Source organism: Micromonospora sp. NPDC049175, assembly GCF_043197345.1.
Lineage (GTDB): Bacteria > Actinomycetota > Actinomycetes > Mycobacteriales > Micromonosporaceae > Micromonospora.
This window is the reverse complement of the sequence record NZ_JBICSY010000004.1, coordinates 286,456-313,078: the sequence shown is the minus strand read 5'-3', so window position 1 is coordinate 313,078 and position 26,623 is coordinate 286,456. Positions and strand designations below refer to the sequence as shown.

Below are 26,623 nucleotides of genomic sequence, written 5' to 3'. Positions count from 1 at the left end.
TCGGGGCAGGCCCGGAGCAGGTTTCCCCGATGGATCTGCCGCTACCCGTCGACGGCCTGTGCGACCTCGTGCTGGCCCGCACCGAGGACGGCGGGTTGGCCCGGCAAGCCGATGACAGCACGGCCCTGACCGCGGACGGGATTGCCGAATGCGCGCGGGCCCTCGGAGTCGCGGGGCGGGACCTTCGCGTCCTCGTCGACGACGGTGCCCGTGACGCAGCCCTGTTCGGGCAGGTCGCCACCGCGCTGAGCTGCGACGTCCTGGTCGCGCCCGCCGGAGCGACCGTGCGGCGCCGGACCGGCCCGGGCCTTGCCGGCCCGGCCGAGGCGGTCCCGGTCGACCGGGTCACCGGGGCGGTGGTCGACTGGGTCCTGGTGCAGCCCACCGCACTCCAGACCACCCGGCCCGGATGGTTCGACCTGGCCGGCGGCCTGGTGCTGCCGAGGAGCGGGCTGGCGACACTGCCGCTGGCGGGCGGCCTGGAGTTCGCCAACCGCGAGGACTTCGTCGTACGCCGGGCCGCTGCCGCCCGGCTCGGTGACGGTCATCCGGACCTGGTGACGGTCGCCCTCGCGACTCGCGCCGGCCAGTTCCGGCTCTCGACGTACCGGCAGGACGCCGCCGGGGAGGGACCGGGCCGGCACTCCGGGCAGGACGTGGCCGCGGCCCTTTCCGCGACGTTCCTGTACGGCGGTGACCTGCGCCTGTGGATGCGCTGGCCGGACGATCCCGCACAGTGCGCGCGCCTCGACGCCGAGGTGACGGCACTGGCCGAGGCGACCGGCGCGACGGTGTGGGCACCGGAGGTCGGCGGCGAGGCGGTGCTGTTGCGCGGCTGCCTGGACCTGGCCGCCCGGGACCGCTCCGGCACGGTCACCCGCTGGCGGGAATACCGCCCCCCACACGCGCCGGGCGCCCCTCGCTTCGAGACCGATCGTGACGGACGGCTCGTGCCCGGTGGCGGGCCCACGGTCAGCGCCGCCGGCGGGGTGGCGCTGATCAGCTCGGTTCGGCCGTCGGAGGTCACGTTCCTCGAACGGTACGCCGACCTGTCGGCCGAGCCGGGCATGACGCTCGTCGATCTGACAATTCTCGACGGCGGGCGTCTCGCTCTGCGCTACCCAGATGGCAGCCACCTCGCGGTGAGCGCGGTCGAGCTGCGGGCACTGTTGACGAACGCCGGGTGGCAGGGCGCCGACCTCCAACTGCTGACCCCGGTGGCCGACGAGTGGACCGAGGGCCTGCGGGAGCACCTGAGCGTTCTGGAGTCGGACCTCGGCGTCGAGATCTGGTCGCTGGCCCCCGGCGCCGTCGTCGTGGTCCGCGACGGCCTGGCCCGGGCCGTCGACGAACAGCGACGCCCGGCGCGCTGGTTGCGGGCCGCCGATGCGGATCTGCGGGCCGAGACCGGTCGGTGGCGCAACGACGATGGTTGGCTGATCCCGCGTCGGCGGGGCGCGGACGAGCCGTCGACACCTGCGCCGGGACCGTCGCCCGCCGAGCCGGCGGCAGCCGAGCGGTCGCCCGGCGAACCGGCAGCCGAGCGGTCACCCGCCGCACCGGCGGCAGCCGCGCCGCCGCCCGAGCGGGTGTTGCCGGCACCGAGCCCGCGCCCCGCACTGACCGTTCCCGCACCCGGCAGCCGGCCACACGGTCTGCGGTGGTTGCCGGACCGCCCCGAGGTGAACGCCGACCCCGTGTGGGTCTGGCTGGCCAGCCCGTGGTCGCCGCGGCGGGCCGCGGTCGAGGGTGTGCCGTCGGCCGACCTGTTCCTCGTCGGCGACCTCGACGGCGAGCGCGTCGCCCGTGCCCACCCGTACCAGCATCTGCTGTGCCTGCGGGTCGAGGCCGGCGGCCTGGTGGACCTGGACCGGGTCGGTGACCTACCGGCGGACCTGGGCCACCGCGTCGCCGCGGCGGCGGGCAGGTTCCTGCTGCCGGCGGGCTGGCTCGACCAGGCGCGGCTACAGGCGGGCTACGACATCGACGACGCCGGGCGGCCACAGGAGGAGACCGCGCTACCCGGACATGACGTCGTGCTGCGCTGCACCGGGGCGCGACACGGCACGGACGGTCTCCCGGACGACGTGGTGCGTTGGCCCGCAGGTGGGCGGAGGGCTGGCGTCTGGGCGCTTATCCCAGCCCCCGGGGACGAGCCGACAGACGACTTCCTGCCACTGCACCAGGGTCGGCCGCCGGTGCGCGACGGATATCTGTTGGTACGTCTTCGGGTGGCGGCGGGCCGGGCGATCGACGCGCGGGCCAGCGCCGCCGCGTTGGCCGCCCATACCTCGATTCGGTCGCGCCTGCCCGAGTTGGTGGCCGACGGTGTGACGCTGCTCTTGCCGCCGGGCTCCTACGACGACACCCGGGTGGAGCAGGTGCTGCACACCGACGGCGGGCGCTGGCGGCAGCGGGCGAGAGGAGTCGACCTGGACCTGCCGAACCTCCTCGGGCATCGGCCCGCACCAGACGTGTGGCGGCCTCAACCGATGCGGTAGTCACCGAGCAGCACGGCCGTGGCCAACTCCACCCGGGACCGGTAGCCGGTGCGGTTGAACAGTCGGGTGAGCCGGCCCTCGATGCTCTTCGCGCTGTTCTGCGTGGCGGCGGCCAACTGTCGGTTCGACAGTCCCTCCGCGACCAGGGCGGCGAGCAACCGTTCGCCCTCGGCAAGGGTCTGCGCCCGTCCCGGCACCGTGATGCCATGGTCGCGCATCGCCTGGCGGACCCGGGACCGGTGCAGGATCGCGCCCAGGTCGCCGAGGATCTCGTACGCCTCACCCAGCAGCTCGACGCTCCGACCGGTCCAGCGGACCACCCGCTCGATCGCCCTGGCCACCTCGTGGGGCTGACCGACGACCCGGGCCAGTGCCACCAGGTCCCCGGCCCGCACCCGGTCCGGTCGAACGATCAGGTGGGCGGTGGCGACCCGCAGCGCGCCGATGGCGGTGGTCTGGTCCGCCGCCGTCACGGCGGATGCGGCGGCGGTGCGGGCCGCTTCGCCGTCGCCGCGGTCGGTGGCGAGTTCCGCGGCCACCAGCCAGAGTTCGTCCAGGCCGACGACCAGCCCGTGCCGGGTGGCGGCGGCCAGGGCGTCGCCCACGACGCGTTCGGCGGCCGGCGCGTCGCCGAGGATCCACTCCGCCTCGGCCGCCACGGGTGCCAGCAGGTACGGCAACGGGGCGGCGTCGGCGCGGGCGGCGTCGAGCAGTGCGCGGGCCCGCACCGGCCAACCACGGGCGAGCAGTATCTCGGCCGCCGCCCGATGCACGGTGCTGTGTGCCACCGGGCGCGTCACGGGGAGATCGGCTGCGATACCGAGCAGCGCGGCGTCGTTCGCCGCGTCCCACCGGCCCGCGCGCCAGTGCACCAGGCACCGCTCGGGCGGCGGCAGATCGTCCACCGTCAGGCCGGCCGCCGTCAGCTCACGATCCGCCCGGTCCAGCGCACCGACGACCGCCGCCAGGCTGACCCGCGCGACGGTGTCCGCGAAACGTCGGCGGGCAGCGCCCCGAACCGACCCGCCGAGGCCCGAGCCGTCACCGGCCGAAGCGCCGCCCACCGGGAGATCGCCAGCCGAAGCGCCGGCCACCGGGACGCCGCCGCCCGAGCCGTCACCGGCCGAGGCGTCGGCCACCGGGGCGCTGCCGGCGGTGATCGGCGTGCCGATCAGCAGTTCGCTGTCGGAGCGGGCCGGGTCGGACGGCAGCAGACTCACGGCCTCGGCCCAGCGGTCCAGGAAACAGAGCGCCGCGGCCCGGGTCGTCCGGGTCGGCACCGGACCCTCGGGCAGCCAGGGTTCGCCGGCCGCGATGGCCTGTACGTCAGGCGCCGCACGCGCGCCCCGCGCGCTGGCGAGGGCGAGCAGTTCGGCCTCCTGCCGGGCGGCGTCGGGCAGAGCGTCGGCGTACTCGCCGAGCAGGTGGCGCATCTGCGCCTGGGCGACGGTGTACCCGCCGATGCCGACTTCGGCGACGGCTCGGGCCAGCAGGGCCTCGGCGCGGTCCGCGGGATCGCCGCTGAGGTCGGCCGCACCGGCCCACCAGCGTGCCGCCGCGGCGGGCGCGCGTACGCCCGCGTCGTCCGCGTGCCGGCGCAGCAGCGCCGCCGCCCGCTCGGCGTCGACCAGGCCACCGGCGGCGGCGACCTGATCCGGCAGGTACGCCGGATCCGCGCACCGGGCGGCGCCCGACCAGAGCGCCTCGACGGCCACCTGCGCGAGCCGGCGTCGTTCGTAGGGGCCGAGACCCGCGCGCAGGGCCAGTGCCAACGCGGGCACCCGGATCCGCCAGCCGCGCCGATGCTCCCGCACGAAACCCTCCGCGCGCAGGGCATCCAGGTGCCGGTGTGCCTGCTCCGGTGTGGTGTCGAGCGCCTGTCCGATCAGCCCGGGGACGGCCCTGCCCAACGGTTCGAGCACTGCCAGGGCGCGGGCGACCGTGTGGGTGGCCGGGCCCAGCTGGCGTACCGGCCGGGTGAGGTCGTGCTCGGCGGGGATCCGGGGTGTGCTTGCCGCATCGGTCAGGTAGGCGCGGCGCTCGACGATCCGCAGGGCCGCCGCGGCCCGGTAACCCTCGACGACGGCCAGCACCGCGGCGGGCACACCCCGGCCGAGTCGGTGTAGCTGCGCCGAGAGGGAGTCGTGTGGCGTTGCCTGCAATGCCTGGCGGGCGAGCGCGTCGACGTCGGCACGGGACAGCGGCCGCAGCCGCTCGATCCGCACGAGCCCTCCCTGGCGCAGGCGGTCGAAGGCGGCCGACTGGTCCGGGTCGGCACCGACGGCGTCGGAACGCAGGGTGGCGACGCACCGTACGGGCACCGGGTACACCCCGTGCAACACGTTGCGCAGGGCCTCGACGGACTCGGCGTCGGCCCACTGGGCGTCGTCGACGAGGAGCACCAGGCCGGGGTGTCGCCGCAGGACGCGGGAGAGTGCGTGCGCTGGCGGCTCGCCGGTGAGGGCGTGGCCACGACCGGCGGCCAACCGGGTGGGGGTCGGGATGAGCGCGGCGAGGATCCGCCCGGCGAGATATCCCGCGTCGTGCCGACACTCCGGCGCCAACCGCAGGTCGAGAACGGGTCTGCCGGCCCGCGTGGCGGCGTTGCGCAGCGTGCGCAGGGCATGGGTGCGACCGATGCCGGCCGGACCGGTGAGCACGGTCAGGGTGGGCCCGTCGAGGTCGACCGGGAGGTTCACCGCGACGCTCACGACGCCGGACCGAGGATGTCCGTGGTGAGGCTCACCGCGGCCAGTTCGACACGCGAGCGGCAGCCGGTACGCGCGAAGAGCCGGGTCAGGTGGTTCTCGACGGTCTTCTCGCTGATCCGCACCTGCGCCGCGATCTGCCGATTGGTCCGTCCGTGACCGATCAACTCGATGATGTGCGTCTCCACCGGGCTGAACCCCGTCCGCGGCGTACGGGTGCGGGGCTGGCGGACGTCGCGCTCCCGCATCGCGGCGGCGACGGCGGACCGCAGCCAACCGGAGGTCATCGTCTTCGCCACCGCCTGTGCCTCGACGAGCCACGGCCGAGGGTCCTCGGCGACCCGGCCGAGCGCCAGACAGGCGTACGCGAGGGCGAGGCGGTTCCCACCGGCACGGACGAGATCGACACCGCGTGCGGCGGCGTTCGCGTCACTCCGGCACAGCGCCTGGACCAGCAGCGTCGTCTGCCTGCTGACCCGACGCCGAGGCTCGGCCGCGTCGGCGTCGACCACCGCCGTCAACCAGGCCATCTGCTCGCCGAGACCGAACCGTGCCGCGAGACCCGCCGCGCGTACCAGGAGGTGCTCGACGCCGATGCGGCTGCCGTGGCGCCGGTGGCTCTCGTACGCCCGCCGCCCGTCTCCCAACCGCCGGGCCGCCTCCTGCGCCGTCTGGGCCTCCCCGGCCGGCCCGTTCGCGGCCCACCACCGAAGTGCCGCGTACGGCGGTTCCTCCGGGACCGAGCGCAGCCAGGAGGGCGCCTCCGTGGCTCGACCCAGCAGGCCGAGCGCCTCGGCCGCCCAGAGCCGGGCGAGACAGCGCGGCAGGGGCGCCTCGGCGCCGGTCAGGTCGAGCTCGCGGGCGGCCGAGAGCACGCCGGAGAGGTCGCCGCCGGCCTGGCAGGTGTGCAACCGGTGGTACGCGGACAGGAGCCCGTCCTTCGGCACGCCGTAGCGGTGCGGACCCAGGACCAGCCCCAGGAGTGCGGCCACGTCCCCCGTCTCGCCGGCCAGCAGCAACTCCTCGGTCGCCGGGCCGGCATCCGCCAGCCCGGGGCCGACGGCGTCGGCCAGGACACCGAGTTCCGCCGGGTGCAGCAGCGCTCCGGCGTCGGCGAGGGCGACCGGCGGCCCCGGCTCCCGCTCCGGCGTCGGCCCCGGTTGCGGCCCCGGCATCGGCTCCGGCTGCGGCCCCGGCTCCGGCCCCGGCTGCGGTTTCGCGGGCGGTCCGCCCGTGAGCCACCAGTCGGCGAGGTCCACGATCGCCCGGCCCGCCGGTGCTCCCCGCAGAGCGGACCGGATGGTGGTGGGCACCGGCTCTCCGGTGTGCACGGCGACAAGCGCGGCGGCGGCCGCGAGGTCCGCGGCGTGCCGGGACGACGCGCCGTGGCCTCGCTGGATCGCCGTGTCCACCACCTCGCCGAGGCGGGCGACCTGGCCGGTGCGCACCAGCAGCCGCAGCAGCCGGGCGAGGATGTCGTCGCCGGCCCGCCCGTCGCCGGCGTGCCAGAGCGCGGCGCGCAGCCAGCGCGCCGCCCGGTCCGGCGCACGGTCGGTGTTCTCGTCGGCCGCGGCGGCGAGGGTCACCGCCGTACGCCTGTCGAACGGCAGGGCGACGCCCGCCGAGGTGACCTGGTCGGCCAGGGCCGCCCCGTCCGCCGGCCGGCCGGACGCGGCTCGGCGGAACATCGCCGCGGCACAGGCGCGGTGCAGGCGGGCCACCGCGTCCGGGCCGGCATCGGTGATCAGGCGGGCGGTGAGCGCCGGGCTCTGCGGGAGGATCCCGCCCCGCGGCCCGGCGACGAGCAGTCCGTCGTCGATCAGTTCGTCGATGATCCAGCCGTAGTCGGACAGTCGCCCCCGGGTGGCGTCGGCGAACAGCGGCAGGTCGTCGACGCCGAACCGGGTGACGGCGGCCATGGTGGCCAGCCGGACGGCGACCGGGCCGCGCGCCCGCAGCGCGGCAAGCAGGCTGTGGTCCGTCGGCAGCGCGATCGGGGCGTGCGGGTCCAGCAGGCACAGGTGCCCCCGGACGACCGCGAGCCGCCCGGCCCGGGTCAACTCGTGTGCGACCTCCAGCACCGTGCCGGGGTGCCCGGCCAACGGCCCGAGCGCGGTGGACAGGGCCGAGGGCACCGCGTCGTCGAGCGGCACGGCGTACCGGCGGGCGAGCATTCCGCGTACCGCCTCGGCGCTCAACGGAGGCAGGTCCACCACGACGTCGGCGAGCGTGCCGAGTCGGCCGTCGCCGGGCGTTCCGGCGGCCACGACGAGGCAACCGGCACGGACGGCGGCGGCCAGCGCCGGGGCCAGCGCGGGACCGGCGTCGTCGGCGATCAGCACCGTCGGCCCCCGCCGGCCGATCAGGGCGAACGCGGCGGCGGCCTGCTGGGCCAACGCGATGCCACGTCCGGCGTGCTCGCCGGCGGGCTTGTCGCAGAGCGCACCGAGCGCGCTCAGCGGGCCGGCGAGGGGCGGGTCGGCCAGCAGCTCGTACTGGTCGCGAACGGCGTTCAGCAGCGCCGCGAAGCCGGCGGCGGTGTCGCCCGGTGCGGCGGGTGCCACCCGGAGCACCACCACCCCGGCGGTACGCCAGGCACCCGCGGCCGCGTCCAGCAGCGACGTCCGGCCGCTGCCGGCCGGACCTCGGACCAGTGCGAACCCGCCACCGGTCGCGGCAGCCGCACGGGCCGCGTCGAGGGCGTCCAACTGCGTCGCGCGACCCACGATCGCCCGCCGTCTCGGGATGGCTCCCGGCCGCACGGTGCGTGGTCGCGGCACCTCCGGCGCCGTCATCCGACCGCCGCCCCGACGCCGGGGCGGCCACGCCCACCCGCTGCCGCACCGACGGCGTCCTGCCGGATCACCAGGAAGATCTCACCGGCCACGGCCAGCGAACGTACGTAGGACTCCTCGTCCTCGGTCTCCAGCCAGATGATCCGCCCGCCCGCCTCGCGGGGGCGATCCGCGCCGGCCTCGGCGAAGTGCGCATCGATCAGCACCAGCGGCACCGGGGCCGACCACCGCTGCGGGACCCTGCGGTTGGCGCGGTCGTTGAGCAGGACCTGCATCTCCTCCGAATCGCAGTCGAAGGAGTCGTAGGCGTCGAGCACCCGCCGCTGGATCCGCCGCAGGGACAGCTCGGCGTGCTCCGTGCGGACCGCCCGGCGCCTCCCCTCCGGCACGGCCTGGTATCCCGCGATCAGTTCGGCGAGCAGCGTCGCCGGGTCGTCGGCGCTGACGCTGCGTTCCCCCGCGGCCCAGACCATCCGATAGCGCCGTTCCTCGTTCCCGACCCGTGCCACGTGCTCGCCTCCATCCACGCCCGACGGTGTGCCGGACGCGACTGTTCAAACGAGACGCGACCCCGAGTCGTTCACGGTGTCTCCGGTGCGTCGGCGATGAGCAGGATCAGGCGGTCCGCCTCGGGGAGACCGATGTCGCCGCGCTCGCCCAGGTGGCTCAACCGACGGATCCAGTAGTTCCGGGACGTGGAGTCGAGGTGAACCACCGTGTCCCGAATGATCAGCTCCGCCGCGTCGACGTCGTCACCGGCAACACGACCGAGGGCCGTCAGCATCGCGACGTCGGCCGCGGGCGGGGCGGCCACCTCGATGAGTCGGTGCAACCTGTCGTACTCATCCGGGTCGGCCTTGGCCACCAGAGCGCGCAACGCGTCCTGGCGGGCCTCGGCGCCGTCGGCGGCGAGCAGCGCCAGCGCCTCGTTCCCGACGCCCGCACTGGCGAGGTCGATGACCGCGGCCGCCGCCTGATGCGCGGCCTCGCCGCCACCGCCGACCGTCTGCCAGGGCGGGTCGCCGAAATCGTCCGGCAGGAGAATCTCCTGGACGAAGGGCACCAACTGCCGGCCGCCGTCGACGGCGAGGATGTCGTTGAGCGGTTGCCACTCCCGCTTCGCGGTTTCCCAGGTGGGCGCGGCCAGCCAGAGGCTGATCATCGGCATCGCGATCTCGGCGGCGAGACCCAGCAACGGACTTCTGGCTGCCGGACCGTCCGCCACGACCCGCGTGTGGTTCAGCGACGTCAACTGCCTGGCCCACTGGGCCCGCTGTCTGACCGTCAGGTGCCGGCGGGCCGGCTCGAGCGCGTCGAGCGCGCCCGGCAGGTCGTCGGCGAGGGCTCGGCTGACGGCTTCGAACAGCGGTGCCGTGACCGAGCGCGCCTGCGCGGTGGTGGTCGGCCCGGCCTCCGGCAGCGGTTCCTCCCGCAGCGGTGGCAGGTCCTTCACCTCCAGGTACAGGTCGCGGGCCAGGCTGGCGAGTTCCTGGTACCACACACGGGCCTGCGCGACAGTGCCCCGGCGGGCCCCGTAGGACCGCACCTCCACCACTCCGAGCTCGGCCGAAAGGCTGCCGTCCGCCGTGTCGAGCTGGTCGTGCGTCGTCATCCCGGGGAACACGTGCTGCTGGTCGACCAGTTTCCCGTGCAGCGCCGAGAGCAGGTACATCATCGGCGACATCAGTGGTGCGGCGCGGGACGCGGTCCAGGGCTGTTGACGGCTCGACAACCGCACACCGACCCCCGCGCCGGCCACGGCTCCGAGCTCGTCCAGGTAGCCGTTGTTGTGGTCGAGGTAGAACTGGGCGAAGCGGTTGTGGATCGCGTCCGCCTGATCGCTCAGATAGAGCCGCGCCCACCAGGGCAACTGTCGGACGTAGAGGCCCAACGCGGGCCGGGACAGGGCGGCGACGTGTGCCTTGGTCAGGCTCATCGGGGCGAGCAGGTATTCGGCGGCCCCGGCCGTGTGTGCGTACACCAGCGCGAGCACACCCTTGATCGCGTCGAGCACCCGGGCGCTGGGCACCTGACCCGCACCGGCGAAGTACCGCAGGACGTGCTCTGCCTCGCGATCACCGAAGGCGACCCCGTCCTGCTGGTTCTCCTTCGTGCGGTAGGCGAGCAGACCGAGCGGGGCCGACTCGTAGGTGACAGCGCTGTCGCGCCAGGTGCGCTCCCCGACGTGCGCCAGGAACCGAGACAGGCGCTCGATCGGCGTACCCATCGAGATGTGCCAGTGCCAACCACCCTCGTCACCTCGCGGTGGCGGACCGATCGTCCCGCTGGCCGCCGGTTCGGCCACCACCTCGGCGGAGGCGAGAGTCGCGGGCAGGGCGACAGTGGGCAGGCCCGCAGGCCCCTGGACCGCCTCGAACCGGTCCTCCAGCTCCTGAAGCTGCCGCCAGAAGTCCTCGGTGTCCTCGATCCGGCCCTGCTCACCGGGAAGGTTGCTGATGATCCCGGTGACCAGCTCGGGCATGGCGACCCACACCGGGTCGCCGCTGGCCGGGTCGCCGGGGAGCAGGTACCCGCGGGGCTCGCCGTCCTCGGCCTCCTGGGCCGCATAGCGCAGCTCCTTGTGCTCCACCTCGATGTGGAAGCTGCCGTCGCGGGCACGGGCGAGAATGCCGTCCGATGACGCCTGCTCCGAGTCGTTGGCGTGGAGGTCCATCGGCATGGTGCGTTCACCCTCCAGCCCGCCGCCGCGATACCCCTTGCTGGCCACCGGGTCCAGCAGGGCCTCGGCCAGCGGCCGCCGGGACGTGCCGCCGCCGCGGACCACACCGTCCGGACCGATCACCAGCGCACGTGCGTGGACGTCCGCGTCGTACTCCCCCGGTGTCTCCTGCGGCGCGCCCACCCGCGGCGTCGCCCCCGGATCGGTCAGGTTCAGCCACAGCACACCCTCGTCCGCCGTGTGATACGCGGCGTACACGTGCCCGAACCCCGACCGCGTGCGCTCCACCAACACCACCGCCACCGAACGCCGGCCGAGGTCATCCGCGCCCAGCCGCGCCGTCAGCCCGTCCCAGCCGTCGAACCGCTCCCAGTCCCGCCGATCCCCCAGCCACGCCTCCGCCGGCCGACCCAGATCCGAGTCGTCCCGCGTCCGCGGCACCCGCACCGCGTGCGCCAGCGGGCCACCCGGAAACAGCCGCGACACCAGCGCCTGCACCACCGCGAGACAGTCCGCCACCGTCGCCCGACCGGCCGGATCGACGCCGCGGCCAGCGGCGACGACCTCGCCGAACAACCGACGCAGGCCCTCACCGGTCAGGGCCGCAGAGCCCTCCAGGGAGTCGGTCGCCGACTCCGACCGCGTTTCGTCGTCCCGGCTGACCCGGCCGCCGAGGTGGAAGAGCCGGGCCAGGTCACGTCGGTGTGCCGGCCCGGTCCCGACCTGGTCGATCAGGGCCCGTGCGGCGGACGGGCGGGCAACGGCGCTGGGGCCCGGCGTTGCCACGATCGAGGTGTGGTCCACGGCCCGCACCGCCACCACCAGGGCGAGTTGCGCCTGGATGGTGCCGAGGTCCAGCCGCGCGGCGGGCATCCGCGCGGTGATCGCGTCCGGCGTGAGCAGGAGGGCACCGGGCGCCGTGTGCGGATCGGCCGTCGCCGCCAGCAGCACGCCCCACTCGGCCGCGTACCCGTCGACGAGCGTGGCCAGGCCCTGCGTGTCGGCAGCGGAGTCGAGAGCCGCCTCGATGCCGCCGTGCACCTGTCGTACGCCGGCGGAGCGCAGGTGGCGGACCAGCTCCCGCAGGTCGGTCCAGGTGTCCGCGGAGTCGTCGGTGATCCGCATCGTGACCGTGCCGCCATCGGGCGCGACCGTGACGTTCTCCGGTCGACGCAGCCGCGCCGCCACGGCGACGCCGTCGACCGACGCACGCGCCGGATCCGCCGGGTCGAGGCCCAGGGTCAGGGTCAGCGCGGCGTCCGCGCCGGGCGCGAGGCCGGACAGCACGCCACCGGTGCGGTACGGGAGGGGATCGTCACCCACGTCGAGACGGTGGCGCACGTCGTCCTCGACGGCCCGGAACTCGTCGGGATTGTTGACGAACCCGTCGGCCGGCCACCGGTGCGGGGCCGGTGTGCCGGGTCCGTCGTCGGCCGACGCTCCGGCCAGGTTCACCGCGCCGTCCGTCGGTGCGGGCGCGACCGGCGGCGCGGCGGGATCGGGTACGCCCTCGGTGGTGGCCACGAACCGGATCCGGGACGGGTCGGGAGGCGCCGTCGCGGGCTGACCGGTCTGGTCGTCCCAGTAGGTGGCCTCACCGTCGTCGTCGCGGAAAACGTTGAACGCGTGCGCCACGTCGCCGTCGGCGCCGTTGACGACCACGATGCCGGCGGCGCCGTCAGTCGCGTTGCGCATCGCCTCGGTGACCGCGTCGAAGCCCGTGACGTCCCGCAGCGGATGCCCGGCGTACCAGGACAGCACGCCCACCTCGGTCGCCACCGACTCCGGAACGACGAACGAGCCCTGGCCCCCCGTGCGTATCCGCAGGTCCGTCACCATCGACGCGAAGACGCAGTCGGTCCGTGGGGTGGTGGGGTCCGTGCCGCTCGATCGCAGATACGGATGCCTGGTCAGAACCTCGCTCGCCGCCCGGGGCGGACCGACCTCGGTCCAGCCGCTGCGGTCGGCAGGCGTCGCACCGGCCAGGTCACCACCCCCCGGCCCCGAGGTGGGCGGACCGGTGGGCGGACCGGTGGGCGGACCGGTGGGCGGACCGGTGGGCGGACCGGTGGGCGGACCGGTGGGCGCGCTGGAATCCTCTGGTAAGGCCCAGTGCACCCTCCGCTGTCGCCCCCCGCCACCGGCGTTCCCGCTGTCGCTGGCCTTACCGACGCCGCTGGCCTTACCGACGCCGCTGGCCTTACCCCCGTCGCTGGCCTTCCCGACGCCGCTGGCCTTCCCCCCGTCGCTGGCCTTCAGGACGCCCCTGGCCTTCAGGACACCCCTCGGCTTCCCGAGACCGTCGGCTTTGGGTGCACCCTCGTAGTGCTGGTGGTCGGGCGGTAGCGGCCGGCTGGCCGACGGTGCCGTCAGGGACACCGGCTGCGACTCCGTACGGACCGGAGCCGGCGGTCGCCTGTCGGAGCCGTACCGCTCGGCCAGCACGTCGGCGAGGTTGTGCGAGGGAAGCTCCTTGTGGAACCGACCACCCCGGAACTCCTCCCAGTTGCGCGCCGCTCGCAGGCCCTCGCGGACCTCCTCGTTTGTGTAGCCGAGCACCTGGCCGTCCTCGTCGACCACGACATGCCGGTTGGCGAACACGGGACCGACCCACCCGCGAGACAGCTCCTCGACGAACGTCCGGTCCGTCCCGGCCATCACGACCAGGGGCGAACTCCGGGAGACGCCCGCCGTTTCCAACGTGTCCAGGACCTGTGCGGCCGTTCGGCCGCCGATGGTGGTCGTGCCGTCCACGGTGATGCCGCGGCCGATCACCATCGGCGCGTCCGGGTGACCCCGCAGCCCCTCGATGGCGTCCACATGGGTGTCCCGGTCGGCCGCGCCGGGCAGGTAGACGCCCGCGTCGACCTGCCGGCCGGGATCCACCAGGGCGAACGGAATCCGGGTCTCCACGGTGCCGGCGAGCAGCCGGGTCCGCGTGGTCTTGCTCCCCACGGGGGCATCCGGGCTCAGCCGCTCGGCGAGGGCGTCGACGGACCCGCCGAAACCGGCGAGATCCTCGACCCACTTGGCCGCGTCGCCGACGGTCTGGCCGGCGTTGCGGACCGTGTCGACGATTCCCTCCCAGACGACGCTCGACACCGTCGAGGTCTCGCCGGTGATCTCCAGGAGCACGTCGCGTTGGCGCAGGACGACCGGGTGTTTCTCCTCGTGGGAGCCGGTCTTGGCCGGCGCGAAACGCCGGCCGCGTCGGTCGGACCAGCGCAGTTGGGTACTCGCGCCGATGGTCTCGGAGCCGATGAACGACACGCCCAGGATGGTGAAGTTGATGAAGCTCTGGCCACCGGGGGCCGCACCGAACTCCGGCCGACCCGCCGAACTGGTGCCACCGCCGCTGTCGCCCGACGCGTCGCCGGAGTCCAGTTGGCGCGACGTGACAGTGGGGCTGTTCGCCGCCCGGACCCCGTCGCCCTGGTTCAGCGAGACGAGGGGGGCCAGTGCCACGGTCACGCGTTGCTCGACCTGGCTGGTGGAGGTCAGGACCTTGCCGACGATCGGGAAGTACTCGAACACCGCGCTGGCGTCGTGGCCGGGCACGAAGTCGACGGGCACATCGGGGTCGCCGGGGTTGGGCTTGTGCTGTTCGGCGGGGAGCCGCCAGGGCGACGCGGCGATCGTCTTGATGGTCAACGTGCCGTCGACACCGACGCCCATCCCTCCACTCGGGAAGGTCTGTGCGACTCCGCCGCGTTTGAGCAACGAGTAGAGGTTGCCCCCGCCGACCTCCCCGTCCACGAACCCGGTGAGCTCCCACTGGTTGACGCCGGGAAGCACCTCGAGCACCAGCTCCTGCAGCTTGGGGAGGCCGCTGAACCAGCTCACCCGGAACTCCGGTCCCAACCCATCGGTGGGACGGAAGGACCGGAGCACGCCGAGGGTGAACCCGCCCGTCTCGTTGGCCCGGGAGGTCGGGTTGATCCGGACCCCGTGCAGGGTCTCCCGCCCCGCCGGGTCGCCGTGCAACACCGTGACCCCGGGCGGGCGTCCCGTACCGTCCGGCACCAGCGGCTGAGTGGAACCGTCGGCCGCCATGAACTCCAGCACGGCGCCAGCCTTCAGCCAAGACTGCTGACCCGTCTCGCCGGCCGGATCGGTCCAGAGCGACTTCGCCCAGGAGAAGATGGTCGGCGTGATCGCCGTCATCAGCCAATCCTTCAGTGTCATCACCTGCACGTCGACGCTGATCTCGAAGGGGTAGTACATGCGGGCCAGCCCACCCTTGGACTTGGTGATCACCCGCGGTTCCTGCCGGTCCCGTTCAAGGTCGGCCTCGCTCCGCTGCCGCGACAGCTCGATCTGCGGAGTCCCCCCGATCAGTCGCACCGGCTTGTGCCGCTGCGCCCTCGTGTGCACGGGGCCGGAGAGGCGACCGGTGTGCGACTTCACCCGTTGCCTCGCCTTGCCCCGGGACTCCAGGTGGGTCCCGTGCATCTCCATGTCGGACTCCGGCGCGGGTACCGGATCGAAGGGGCGACCGTTCTCGTCGACGGCGCCGGTCGTGGAGGGGTCGATCTGGTGGGGGAGCTTCCGGCCGTGCAGCCGCAGCGGATCGTGCAGTGGGTCGGGGCGGGCAAGCAGTTTGTAGTCGACCACCATGGTGCCGCCCCGGTGGGTGATCGCGCGTTGGAACCCGGCCACCACCACCGGGTACGGGGACGGCCCGGAGCTGAAGTACCGGCGGATGTCGCCGCGCGTCACGATGCTCGACGCGTGCAGGGTGATCCAGTCGTAGAGCCCGGCCGAGTAGCTGTTGGAACCCAGGTCGGTGGCGCCGTCGGCGTCCACCTTCAGGCTGCGCAGCGTGTGGTGCAGCAGCTCCCGACCGGCGGGAAGTCTGATGTCCAGCACCGAGGCGTCACCCAGGCCCAGCCGCTGGCTGATCCGTCGTGGTGGATACACGGCGTCCGGGCCCGGTTTCTCGCCCGGCTCGGGGGGCAACAGGTCGAGGGCGGCCTTGACCTGGGCGTGCAGCGCGGGGGGCAGACCCGCGATGAAGTCGACAGGCCGCTGGAAGTCGGCCGGCACACCGTCGGTGTCGGCGAAGTGGTCGACGTCGGGCCAGGACCGTTCGAGATCGCGCCAGATGGTCGCCATGTCGAGGATGCTGACCAGCGCCTGGATGCCGTCCTCGACGTCGATCGCGCTGTCCGACGCCGTCGCCGGCAGTGCGGCCTCCCACATCCCGCCGAAGAGTGAGCGGAGGCTGCTCACCAGGTTGCGGGAGGCCCCGGTGAAGGTGCCGACCATCGTGACCGGGATGGTGATCGTGTAGATGCGGGCGCTGATGTTGTTGATCCGGTAGTCGGTGCCCGCCAGCGTCTTGGTATCGCTGACACGCTCACGCGTGGACGTGAGGTACGTGGCACTCGGCGCGTTGCCATGGGGGTGCACCGCATTGGCGCCTGCACTGTGGTACCGCGTCTCCTCCCGGCTCCGGGTGAACGCGCTGGTGCCGGTGACCGGGATCCCGTCCTCCACGTAGAGCTCGTAGTCCCGGGGCTGTGGCACGTACCGGGGCACCTGATGGATGTAGGCCTGCAACTCGTGCCGGCCTTCCGCGTCGGCGAGGAGGCCCGGCTCGAATGCCTGCTCCGAGGAGTGCGCGCCGCGCAGCGCCACGTCCATCACCGCCAGCAGCCGCTCCTCGCTGATGAAGACCCGGCGGGTGTGCGCGGACAGGGTGGTCGGCCAGCCGGGGTTGTTGCCGATCAGCTTCGACCACCGTGCGACGAGGATGTCCGGAAGGTTGCTGAGCCATTCCTGTAGCGGGGCGAACTGGCTCGTGGCGAGTTCCGCGAACATCGTGTCGAGCGCGGCGCTGCCGCGGACGGCGTCGATGCCCGCGAGGTTCGGCAGGCTGGGTCCGACGCTCAGCATGGCGTGGTCGAATTCGGTGAGGGGCCGGTGACTGATCGGCTCACGCCGGGGCGCGGGTGCGGTCAGCACGCGCATGTCGGGCACCCACGCCTCGTAGGAGACGGGTTGGTCCCCCGGTGTGAACGTCTCGTCCGGTGTGTCGTGGCCCTCGTCGTATGCCTCGGCGCGAAGGTTCGTGGAGAGGACGAACTTGTGCATCGCCTGGTCCTGCTCGGTGTCCAGGACCACCGACCGACCAGGGACCTGGCCGTACCCGAGGGAGGTGGTGTTCTCCCAGGTCTTGCCGATCACGGTGCCGCTGAGCACCGAGTTCGTCCAGCCGGGCAGCCACTTCTTCAGCCACTTCCGGACCGGCAGGCTGAGGTTGCCGTCGAGCGCGGCGCGTTTGGACCGGAACATCGACCGGACGCTGTCCAGCCGGAAGAACGAGTCGATCGTCATGTTGGCGCCGAGCTCGTCGGTGAGGCCCTCGTACCCCACCTCCGGGTCCTGGTCGGCGGGGATGAAGTACTTGATCCATTTCCGGTGCGTCCCGGAGGCGGTGAGCTTGTCGTAGGGCACCCACAGGCCGGTGCCGCGCAGGGCACCGATCATGCCGATCCGGTGCGCGCCGGAGCTGGTTTCCAGCAGACGTCTGTGGTTCTTCGCCAACAGCTCGGTGGCCGGCGCGGTCTTCGGCAGGTACCCCTCGCTGCGCAGGTAGTCCTCCACCTGCATGTCCAGGTCCGGTCGCGGATCCTCGGCGGTCCCCTGGGGGGCCACTGTGAAGTTCTTGAAGACCGCCATGCCGGGCCCGTCACCGTCGACGACGCCGCGCGGTGGGTGGCGGACCTTGTCCGCGTCGCGCAGCGTGTACGGCAGGTATCGCACCCGGGCGCCATGGCCGGCGGAGTTCCCGGACCACGTGCGGGAGGGCGGCGCGGCGTGCCGCTCCTTCCCGCCGGTGATCAGTTCGAGCTTCCACCTCATGCCGACGTCGGCGACCATGCCCCGTCGGATCGCCTTGGTGGCCGTGGGGTCGGGTGCCATGCCGGGCCGTTTCGGGTCGGGTTCCCGGCCGGACCGGAACCCGCGGCCCACGAACGAGACCGCCCCGCTGTTGTGGCCGATGGTGGCACCGGTCCCCAGGCCGAGGGTGACCGAGGGGCCGCCCGAGAGGAACGTGCCGGGAGTCGTGGTCCCCTCGGTCGGCGCCTTCAGGAGTGTCACGCCTCCGCTGACCGGCAGGTCGAGAGCGTTGCGCAGCACGACCGATCCCCGCTCGGTCATCTGCGCCTCGGTCAGGAACTCCAGCGAGTTGTCGCTGGCCCGGCTGACGATACGGCTGGTGTCATCCGTGAACGGCACTCCCGACAGGCGCAGGACGCCGAGCAGTCTGCCGTTCGCGTCGTGGATCGGGTCGCTGTAGGCAGCCCCGTCGCGCGCCCGCTGGAAGACGTTGTGCATGTTGCCGTGCCCGGCGAAGCTGAAAATGTGCTTCTGCGACCTCGTGTTGAGCAGCCCCGCGCGGCTCCCCCGCCGGGCACCGAGCCGGCGGCCACGGCGGGGCGAGCGCACGGCCGGCGCGCCACGGCCGGCGCGCCGACCGGCGGCGTTCCTGCCCCCGGCGGCCCTGCTCCGGTCGCGTGCCTCCGCGATGAGACCGGGCAACTCGCTCAGGATGCGCAGCGGCAGCTCCGTTGGGTCGTGCAGCGTGTCCAGTGACATCGGGTACGAGGCGAGAGCCGCGTCGTCCGCCACTGTGGTGTCCGCCGGAGGATCCGGCACGGCGATGTGCTGTGGAAAGAACACCACCAACCGCTCGCGTACGCTGTTCGACTCCGGGTCACCCTCGATGTCCTGCCAGGGGTCGTCGGGATCGTCGAGAGTGGGTCGCCCCGGGGGCGTGACCAGCCGGGGCGGGCGGCCCGCCGGCTCCGCCGTGACCCTCATCTCCCAGGTGTAGAAGTGCGCCAGTCCTGGTTCCCGCAGTCGCTCGATGGTCGCCGGCCCGGTGCCGGTCTCGACGAAGGCGCTGCGGGTCTGCCGGTTGTGGGTCAGCCGGGGCACCGCCGACACGTTGAGCACCCGCAGCGGGCCGGTCGTCCCCAGACCCAGGAACTCCTGGATGGGCAGCGGCAAGTCGCGGTAGTTGATGTTGCTGTGGCTACTGGTGGAGGAGACATCCGAGAAGCGCCGCTTCTCGCCCTGGGTGACCGGGGGCGGCGGGTAGTCCGGGGCGAGGTCCCGCTCGTCGTGTCGGGTGAGCGTCGAGTGGAAGGTCAGCCGTACCGCGTGGCGGCCGCTTCCGACCACCTGTACCGACCCGCTGCGCCCGGTGGAGGACGGCAGATCATCCACCAACGCGATCGGTGTGGTCAGGCGGGCGATGTCGCCCTGGATCTCCGCCTCCTGAGTCCAGCGCCCCAGCGGGCGGACGGCAGCGAGCGCCAGCTCCCGCATCCGAGCCGCGGCCTGCTCGGTGATCACGCCCTCGGCGCCGATACTCAGATAGCTACGATCGCCTTCGGTCTCGTCACGATCGCCGAAGATCGTCAGGTCCGACTCGCGCTCGTCGGCGATGCCCTGCCACTCGTCGAGGGCCTCGCGGGCGTCATCGGCTCGCGCCGTGGCCGAGTCACGCACCATGCCGGCGTCCCGGGCCGCCCGGGTCAGGCGGGTCGTGGTGTTCGCCAGGTCCGTCTCGGAGGGCAGGCGCTCGACCTCGGTACGCAGCACATCCCGTTGCGCGGCGGCCTCGTCCCGGCTCGCCGTGGCGGCCTGGGCGGTGGCCCTGTTCTCGGCGTGCTTCTCCTCGGCATGGCGCAGGCGTGCCCGCAGGCCGTCGTCGCCGTCCAGGGCGGCGCGCTGCTGGCGCAGGCTCTCCGTCACCGATTCCAGGCTCTTGTCCGTCGTGGTGATCGTGGCCCTGGCCGTGGTGAGGGCGACGTCGGCTGCTCTGCCCCGGGCGCCCTGTTGCCGCCCCTCCCCGACGATCGCGTCGAGCCGTTCGTTGAGCTGGGCCTGTTCCGCCATGAGGTGGATGCGGCGCCGCTGACCGGCGGTACGCTCAGCCGGGGCGAGCGTCGCGAGGCTCTGCTGGTTGAGGTTGTCGAGCTGTTCCTCGATCTCCTCCAACCGGTCCTGCGCCGTGTCCCGCTCGTCCTCCAGCCTGGTGATCTCGGCTCGCGCGGCGGCCCGGTCGGCTTCGGCCTCGGCCCGGGCCCGCTCGGCGTCCGCACGCGTCTCCCGCAGGGCGTCGTGCTGCCGCTCGGTCTCTGCGAGCTGCTCGGTCGCGTCCGCCAGAGCCTTCGTTGCCGCGGCCACCTCGCCCTGGCTGACCTGTAGCGCCCGCACCGCACCATCCGTCTGCTGCTGCCGGTCCCGCACCGTCTGTTCGGCACTCGCCAGGTCGTTCCTGGTCTGCGTCGCCGCCCGTACCTCGTCCCGGTGGTCCCGGAGGCTCTTGTCGGCCTTGTCGGCGACGTGCTGGGCGTCCCGCTGCCCGGGTTCGAGCACCGAACTCAGGAGCAGTTTGGTCTCCCGGAGCATCGCGTGGATCTCCGGATTGGGGTAGAGCTCACCTTCCTCGGGATGGTCGGCGAAAGCCCTGGGAGCACGCGGGGCAGGGGTGGATTCGTCACCGCCGTCCCGGGCCCCGCCCCGGCTGTCCGCGCCCCTCCCACCGCCCGGACCGTCCGCGCCCCTCCCACCGCCCGGACCGTCCGCGCCCCTCCCACCGCCCGGACCGTCCGCGCCCTTCCCACCGCCCTGACTCGACGGCCGGCCAACCCCACCGCCCCCGGTCGCCGACGAGCCCTGTCCCCCGGCGTCACGGGTGTTCGACGTCGCCTTGCCCTTCCCCTTGCCGGTCGGTGTGTCGTCGTCCGATGTCGACGACTCCAGCATCGCCTCGACCGGCGGGAGCAGGTCCTGGTCATAGGTCAGCGCCAGCAGCTGGCCTCGGGCGACCCGATAGTCGCGCACCAGGTCGACGAGGCCAGCCCTCAGCGTCTGCTCGGACATGCCGGCCATGCCCGCTTCCAGGGCGAGGAGTCGCCGGTCGAACGCGGTGACGGCGGAAAAGGCGGCCGACGAGCCCGGCTGTCCCAGAGCGGTCCTGATGTCATCCAGCCGGTCGTCCCGGAGCGACACGAACGCCTGCACGATGTCCTGCGCGTTGCCCGGCAGCGCCGCCACCAGCTGCGCGGCGTCGTCGACACGGGCCAGACCCACGGTGTACGTCGGCAGCGCGCCGGACGAGCGCGGGGTCACGTCGGTGTCAACTGTCTCGGTCGCCGCGCCCCGCAGGCGTTCCACAGTCGGTACGGTCTCCGCGCCGGTCGCCCGGTTCACCTCGTGGCGGGCGTGGTCCACCTGGAGCAGCGCGTCGCGCAAGTGCTCACGTGCCGGCCCCGAACGGCTCTGGTCCGAGTTGACCACACCGGCGAGCCCCTGCCGGGCCGCGTCGAGGACCGCCCTGGCCGTCTCCACCTGCTCGGTGCGGTCCGGGCCGTCCGCCGGGACGGCCTGGTCGGTCAGCGCCTCCCGCAACGCCGACTCGATCCGATCCGCCAACCCGTCGAGCTGGTCCAGGACCTCCTGTGCGGCGCGCCGCACGCCGTCGACTGTCGCCGGCACCAGATGGTCCACCCCCACGACGGAGTTGGTCTGCACGCTCGTCAGCGCGTACACCCAGGGGTTGTTGGCGTAGCCGCCGAGATCCGGATCGGCGACCAGTTCCCAACCCTGCGCGGTCAGCTGCCAGTAGTTGCCCTGCTGGTCGACGTTGAGCACCGAGTTCGGGATCGGCGTGAGCTGGCCGTGCGCCGCGCCGTACGCCTGTGCCGCGGCCTGGACGCCACCAAACGGCGCGGTCGGCGTGGGTGCCCACTGCTCGGAGCGGGCCCGGGCACGCTCGGCCACCTCGTGCGCCTCGTTCGTCAGGGCGAGCATGTCGGCGACGAAGTCGTCGGTGCTGTCGAGCGTGGTGTACGGGTCGTACTGCACCCCGGGGGTGGCGTCCTGGTGCGCGCGGTTGTTCCGCTTCTCCAGCACGAAGATCGCGCGCGTGCCGTCGGGCGACAGGTGTGGGGGGAAGCTGGCCAGCTTTCCGAAGAGGTCAGCCTGGCTGATGTTCACCACCGGCACGCCGGTGAGTCCCTCCTGGATCAGCTGTCGCACCGAATACCGCCGGTCCGTGCCGGAGACCCGGTACAGGGCATCGATCCACGACAGTCCCTGTTGCTCGGCCGGGTGGTTACCTAGGCCCTGCTGCTCCTGCCGGTAGGCGTTCTCGATCGCGTTGGTGATGTCCAGAATGTTGCGGCTGACGTAGTCACGCACCGCCGGGAGCAGGTTCGCACCGTAGTGGATCATGTCCTGCCGGCTGAGCAGGAGCACCGAGTTCTTGCTGATATTGGATCCGGCGATCGGACCGATCACCTCGCCTGTCGCATTCGTCAGGACCTGGACGAGGGCGCCATGCAGTTGCGTCGGCTCCTCGAACTGCATGAGGTCCTCGATGTCGGCCGGGGAGAGGGGCTGCCCAGGGGCAAGGGAGCGAACGAAGTCGGCCATCAGGCGCCTGGCAATCCGGTCGGCGACCCCCACCGCCTCCGACACAGTGCCGGCGCTGGCAACGCCGAGCCCCGCGGCGTCCCACTGGGCGGAATTCATCAAGGTGGGAAGCGCCGCCAGGGATCCGCCCGCGGAGAGCTGCAGGTTGATGTTCTGCCCATGGACGTTCGTCGGATGAAAGAGCGTCTGATCGGCCATGCCCTGCTCGACCTGGACGTTGTCCGGGGTCTGCAACGCCTGGTACAGCGCGTCGGCGTAGTCGCGGCTCTCGGGTGGGACCTGGTTGAGCCAGTCGTCGAGATACCCCCGTTGCCAGTCCGCGGACGGTTGCAGGGCTTCGCCCATCGTCAGCCCGATGCGTCCCGCGTCCTGCAGCCACCGCATGAGCGCCTTCCCGAGGCCGTGATACTGCGCCACGGTGAAGGGGACGGTGCCCTCCTCCCCCGGCACCGCCGCACCCGGGTCGTAAACCACCTCGGCGGCGAGCCACAGCTCCTGCCGGTGGCCCTGGTAATGCCGCCCCTCGACCGCTCGGAGATGAGCGAGACCGGGGTACCAGCGGTCCGAGTAGCGGCCGTACACCGGGGATTTGTTCTCGCCCTTGACCGTCAGCCCGAGTGAGTGCACCGTGGCGATGGTCTCGCCCAGCCACGCCTCCTGTTGGGCGGTTGTCGCAGGGCGCACCGGGGCGCCGATGCGGACATAGCCCTCCAGTTCGCCGCCGATCAGGCCTGGTTCGTGGGTGTGCGGCACCCGGTCGAGGAGGGCGTCCGCCACCCGGTCACCACGCGTCGGCAGCGCCGACGCGGCGGCGCCGGCCAGCACCGCGCCGCTGGACAGGTCCACCTGCCGCAACGCGCCGTCGGCGTCGGACACCAACCGCACGGGGCCCCGCAACTCCCCCACCTCGAAGTCGACGAACCGACTGTCGGACCCGTCCGGCGAGACGTCCCCCTGCGTCTCCACCAGCACGAACCGTGACCCGGAAGCACGCCACACCAGGGCCATGTGTGCCGGCGTCTCGCCGTTGCCCGTCGGCGGCAACCACACAGGCGTCATCGCGCCAACGGACAACCCGGCCAACCGGCCGACACCACCCGCCGGCCCGAACCAACCGCCCAGCGACTGGGCCACCACATCCCGGGCTCGCGGGCCATCCACCTCGGCCACGATCGGCACGCCGACCCGGCGCAGCACCCCCGCGACCCGATCGACGCAGTCCGCCGCCCTGTCCCAGGCCGGCAACTGGCCCACCGCCGACCACAACCGCCTATCCACATCGCCGCGTTCCGGGGCGACGCCGTCCGCCCCCTGCCCGACCGGGCCCAAGGCGCCCGGCTCGCTGCTCGACTCGCTGCTCGACTCGTTGGCCGGTCCGTTGGCCGGCTCGTTGGCCGGTCCGTTGGCCGGCTCGTTGGCCGGTCCGTTGCTCGGCTCGCTGGCCGGCGACTGCGCCGTTGCCGTTCGATGCTCGACCTGGTCGACAGCAGCCTGCTGGAACCGCTGATCGGTGGACGGCGGCACCGTCGAGTGGTCTCCGCCCACCACCTCCGGGCGGCTCGGGCCGACAAGCGTGTCGACCGACGGCAGGAGCGCCGCGCCGGCGACGCTGCGCACCTGTTGGTGCGCCGAGTCGTAGGCGGTCAGCACCCTCGCGATGTCGGCCCTCGCCTGCTGCTTCGACAGGCTCGGCAGCGACTCCTCCAGGTGCGTCAGCGACTGCTGGACCGACCGGACCGCGTCGCGGGCGGCCGCCACCTCCGGGGCACGGTCCGGCGGCGACGCCTGGAGCGCGCCGATGATCGCGTCCTGCGCACCCTCGACAGCGGCGCGGGTGTTGGCCACCACGTGCGACACATCCTGGGTCGACGACGCCAGCAGGCGCTCCACATCGCCGCTGCGGGGATCGCTCCTGCCCACCGAGTCCTCTGCGGACCGCGGCAGAGCCGGATCCGCACCGTCTGACCGGTCGGTGCCGAAGCCCGGTGTCTGCTGGACACCGGGGTCCGAGACGGTCCGCAGGTCGGCTGAGCTGCCCGGGTCGGTGGTCGCACGGTCGGCCCCATGAGTACCGTCGCCCCCGACCACCGTGGTCGGAGGGCCCGATCGGGCGGCGCCGCCATCGAGCGACTGGCCCGCGCCCACCTGTGCGCGCTGCTGCCCCTCCCCTCGGGCACCGCCAGCGTCACCCACCGGTGACGCCACACCACCCGACGACGCCACACCACCGTCGGCCTGTCCCGAACCCGACCCCACACCACCCTGCGAGGCACCACCAGCACCACCGGTTTCCGGGGCTCCGGCCGCGGACTGGCCGCCGGTGATCTGGTCACCGCCGACGCGAGCGCCGTCCCTCTGCGCGACCTCGCCGGATTGGCCACCAACCGTGGTCTCGGCCGGCAAACCGTCCGACAGGTGGCCGGCATTCTCGTTCGAGCCGACAGGCGAACCATCGCCGAGCCCTCCGCCCGACCGGTCAGCGACGCCGTCGCCGGTTGGCGTGCCCGCGACACCGCCGGCCACATTCGTCCCGCCCTGGCCTATGGAGTTGCCAGCACCCTGCCTCTCACCCCCGTCCACCACGCCACCGTCCGCCGTACCACCACTGGCCACACCACCGTCCGCCGCACCCCCACTCGCCACACCACCAGCCGCCGCACCCCCACTCGCCACACCACCAGCCGCCACGCCACCGCTCGCCACACCACCAGCCGCCACGCCACCGCTCGCCACACCACCGTCCGCCGCACCACTCGCCGCGTGGCCGTCCGCCACACCACCACTCGCCACACCACCACTCGCCACGCCGCCACTCGCCACACCACCAGCCGCCACACCACCACTGGCCACGCCGCCACTCGCCACACCACCAGCCGCCACACCACCGGCCGCCACACCACCACTGGCCACGCCACCGGCCGCGTGGCCGTCCGCCACACCACCACTCGCTACGCCATCGGCGATCCCCGCCCCACGACTGACGGCCGCGCCGGCGTCGCCGTTGGACGACTGAACGCCGGAGCCTGCCGCGCTACCCTCCGAAATGCCGCCGGTTCCCGCGCCTGTCGACGCCTGCTGATCCGCTGCGCTCGACGCGCCGGCACCCAGCCCGGCACCCAGCCCAGCGCCCAACCCGGCACCCAGCCCGGCGCCGGCGCCGCTGTCCCCGAGGAGGGACTGCCGAACCTCATCGGTGGCGGCCGACGTCTCTCCGGTCCCGGCGTCACTCTTCTCGTCGCCGACCAGCTTCTCGTTGTCCCCGTCGATGCCGCTGTTGTTGCCGTCGTCGACGGAGTAGGCGGGTGGTTCGCTCGTCGGCTTCTCCTGCTCGCCGTTGACGCCGGAGTCGCCACCGCCCTGCTGCCCGTCGCCGCCCAGAGGGGTCGCCTTGTCGTACCCGTTGAGGTCCGGCAGGTTGAGGCCGTTGGCCAACTGCTCCGGAGTAGCGGCGTTGCCCTCGTACAGGCCGCCGACGAAGGCGCTGGTCGCTGTCCCCCACCGCCACTCGATCGGCGCCCCCACCGCAGCCTGTCCGGCGGCCTCGGCCGGCATCGCCACGGCCGCCTGCGCCGTGCCCTTCGTGAAGAGGGCGCCGGCCCGGAACACACCGTCGGTGATGTAGAGCGTGCCGTCCGCACCCACCCGGTCGACCTTGGCGATCCTCCCCGCCGCCCAGTCGACGGCACCCGAAGCAGCGGAATTGGCCAGACCGGCAGCCGCACCCGCGATCACCGTCTGAACCAGAGTCTTCTTGATCGCGTCCCAGTCGATGCCCTCCCGCACCCCATCGGCATCCTGCGCCGCCTGAATCACGATCATCAGCAGCGGCTCCTGCGCGATCTCCTGCCCGATCTCGACGAAGAGGTTGCGAAGAATCGCGGTGATGATGGCGCGAAACCCACCAACAACCAGCGGAATCGCCAACGCTCCGAACAGCGACGCGATGAGCCAGGCCAACTGGATGGCCAACAGCGCCAACTGCACCACCAGCAGGATCTTCTTTTCCTGAAGCTCGGCCGCACCGTTCTTCAGGTCTTTGCGCATGCTTTCCACGGTCGACCGCAACTGGTCGATGTAGTCGACGAGGCTGTCCAGCGACTTCGTGACCCCGTCGGCGAACACTCCGCTCAACACGGCCGGCACCCGAGAACGCTCAGCCACGAGCGTCTCCTGGGCCGTATCCAGAACGTCCCGAAGGCGCTCCCACTCCCCGGAGTGCGCCCGCATCCCGCTCTCACTGCCCGTCGGCCAGGTCGCGCCGACGAAGAAGTTCAAGATGTGGTTCAACCAGTCAGGAATGGGGGTGTCCATGCCGGGCCGCTCCCGCTATCCGGTGCTCGTCGACGGCGCGACGGCGTACGCCGACCCGTCGACGCTTTCCCGGCTGCCCACCGTCAGGTTGCCGCGCGGTCGCAGTGACAGCGTTCGCATCTCGGCTCCACCCCCCTGTCACACCCGCACCGGATGAGCATGCGACGGCGA

Annotated in this window: 5 protein-coding genes; 1 reads left to right on the top strand and 4 read right to left on the bottom strand. The window is 73.0% G+C overall.

Annotated features, from left to right (window positions below):
- Nucleotides 1-29 precede the first annotated feature (29 nt).
- Nucleotides 30-2,501, top strand: coding sequence for a hypothetical protein (locus ACGFH8_RS18510; RefSeq protein ID WP_393368350.1), 2,472 nt, complete (start codon nucleotides 30-32; stop codon nucleotides 2,499-2,501).
- Here the strand turns inward: ACGFH8_RS18510 and ACGFH8_RS18505 are convergent.
- From ACGFH8_RS18505 to ACGFH8_RS18490, 4 genes are all read right to left on the bottom strand, one after another.
- On the bottom strand, nucleotides 2,486-5,212 hold the full coding sequence (locus ACGFH8_RS18505; RefSeq protein ID WP_393368348.1) for an AAA family ATPase: 2,727 nt from the start codon (nucleotides 5,210-5,212) through the stop codon (nucleotides 2,486-2,488). The genes ACGFH8_RS18510 and ACGFH8_RS18505 overlap by 16 nt on opposite strands.
- Nucleotides 5,209-7,935, bottom strand: a complete 2,727-nt coding sequence (locus tag ACGFH8_RS18500) for a LuxR C-terminal-related transcriptional regulator (RefSeq protein WP_393368347.1) — start codon at nucleotides 7,933-7,935, stop codon at nucleotides 5,209-5,211. Before ACGFH8_RS18500 ends, ACGFH8_RS18505 begins: the two co-directional genes overlap by 4 nt.
- 65 nt (nucleotides 7,936-8,000) lie before the next feature.
- On the bottom strand, nucleotides 8,001-8,513 hold the full coding sequence (locus tag ACGFH8_RS18495) for a hypothetical protein (protein WP_393368346.1): 513 nt from the start codon (nucleotides 8,511-8,513) through the stop codon (nucleotides 8,001-8,003).
- A gap of 71 nt (nucleotides 8,514-8,584) precedes the next feature.
- Nucleotides 8,585-26,452 (bottom strand): toxin glutamine deamidase domain-containing protein, encoded by a 17,868-nt coding sequence (locus tag ACGFH8_RS18490; protein WP_393368345.1) that lies wholly within the window; start codon nucleotides 26,450-26,452, stop codon nucleotides 8,585-8,587.
- Between the last annotated feature and the right edge of the window lie 171 nt (nucleotides 26,453-26,623).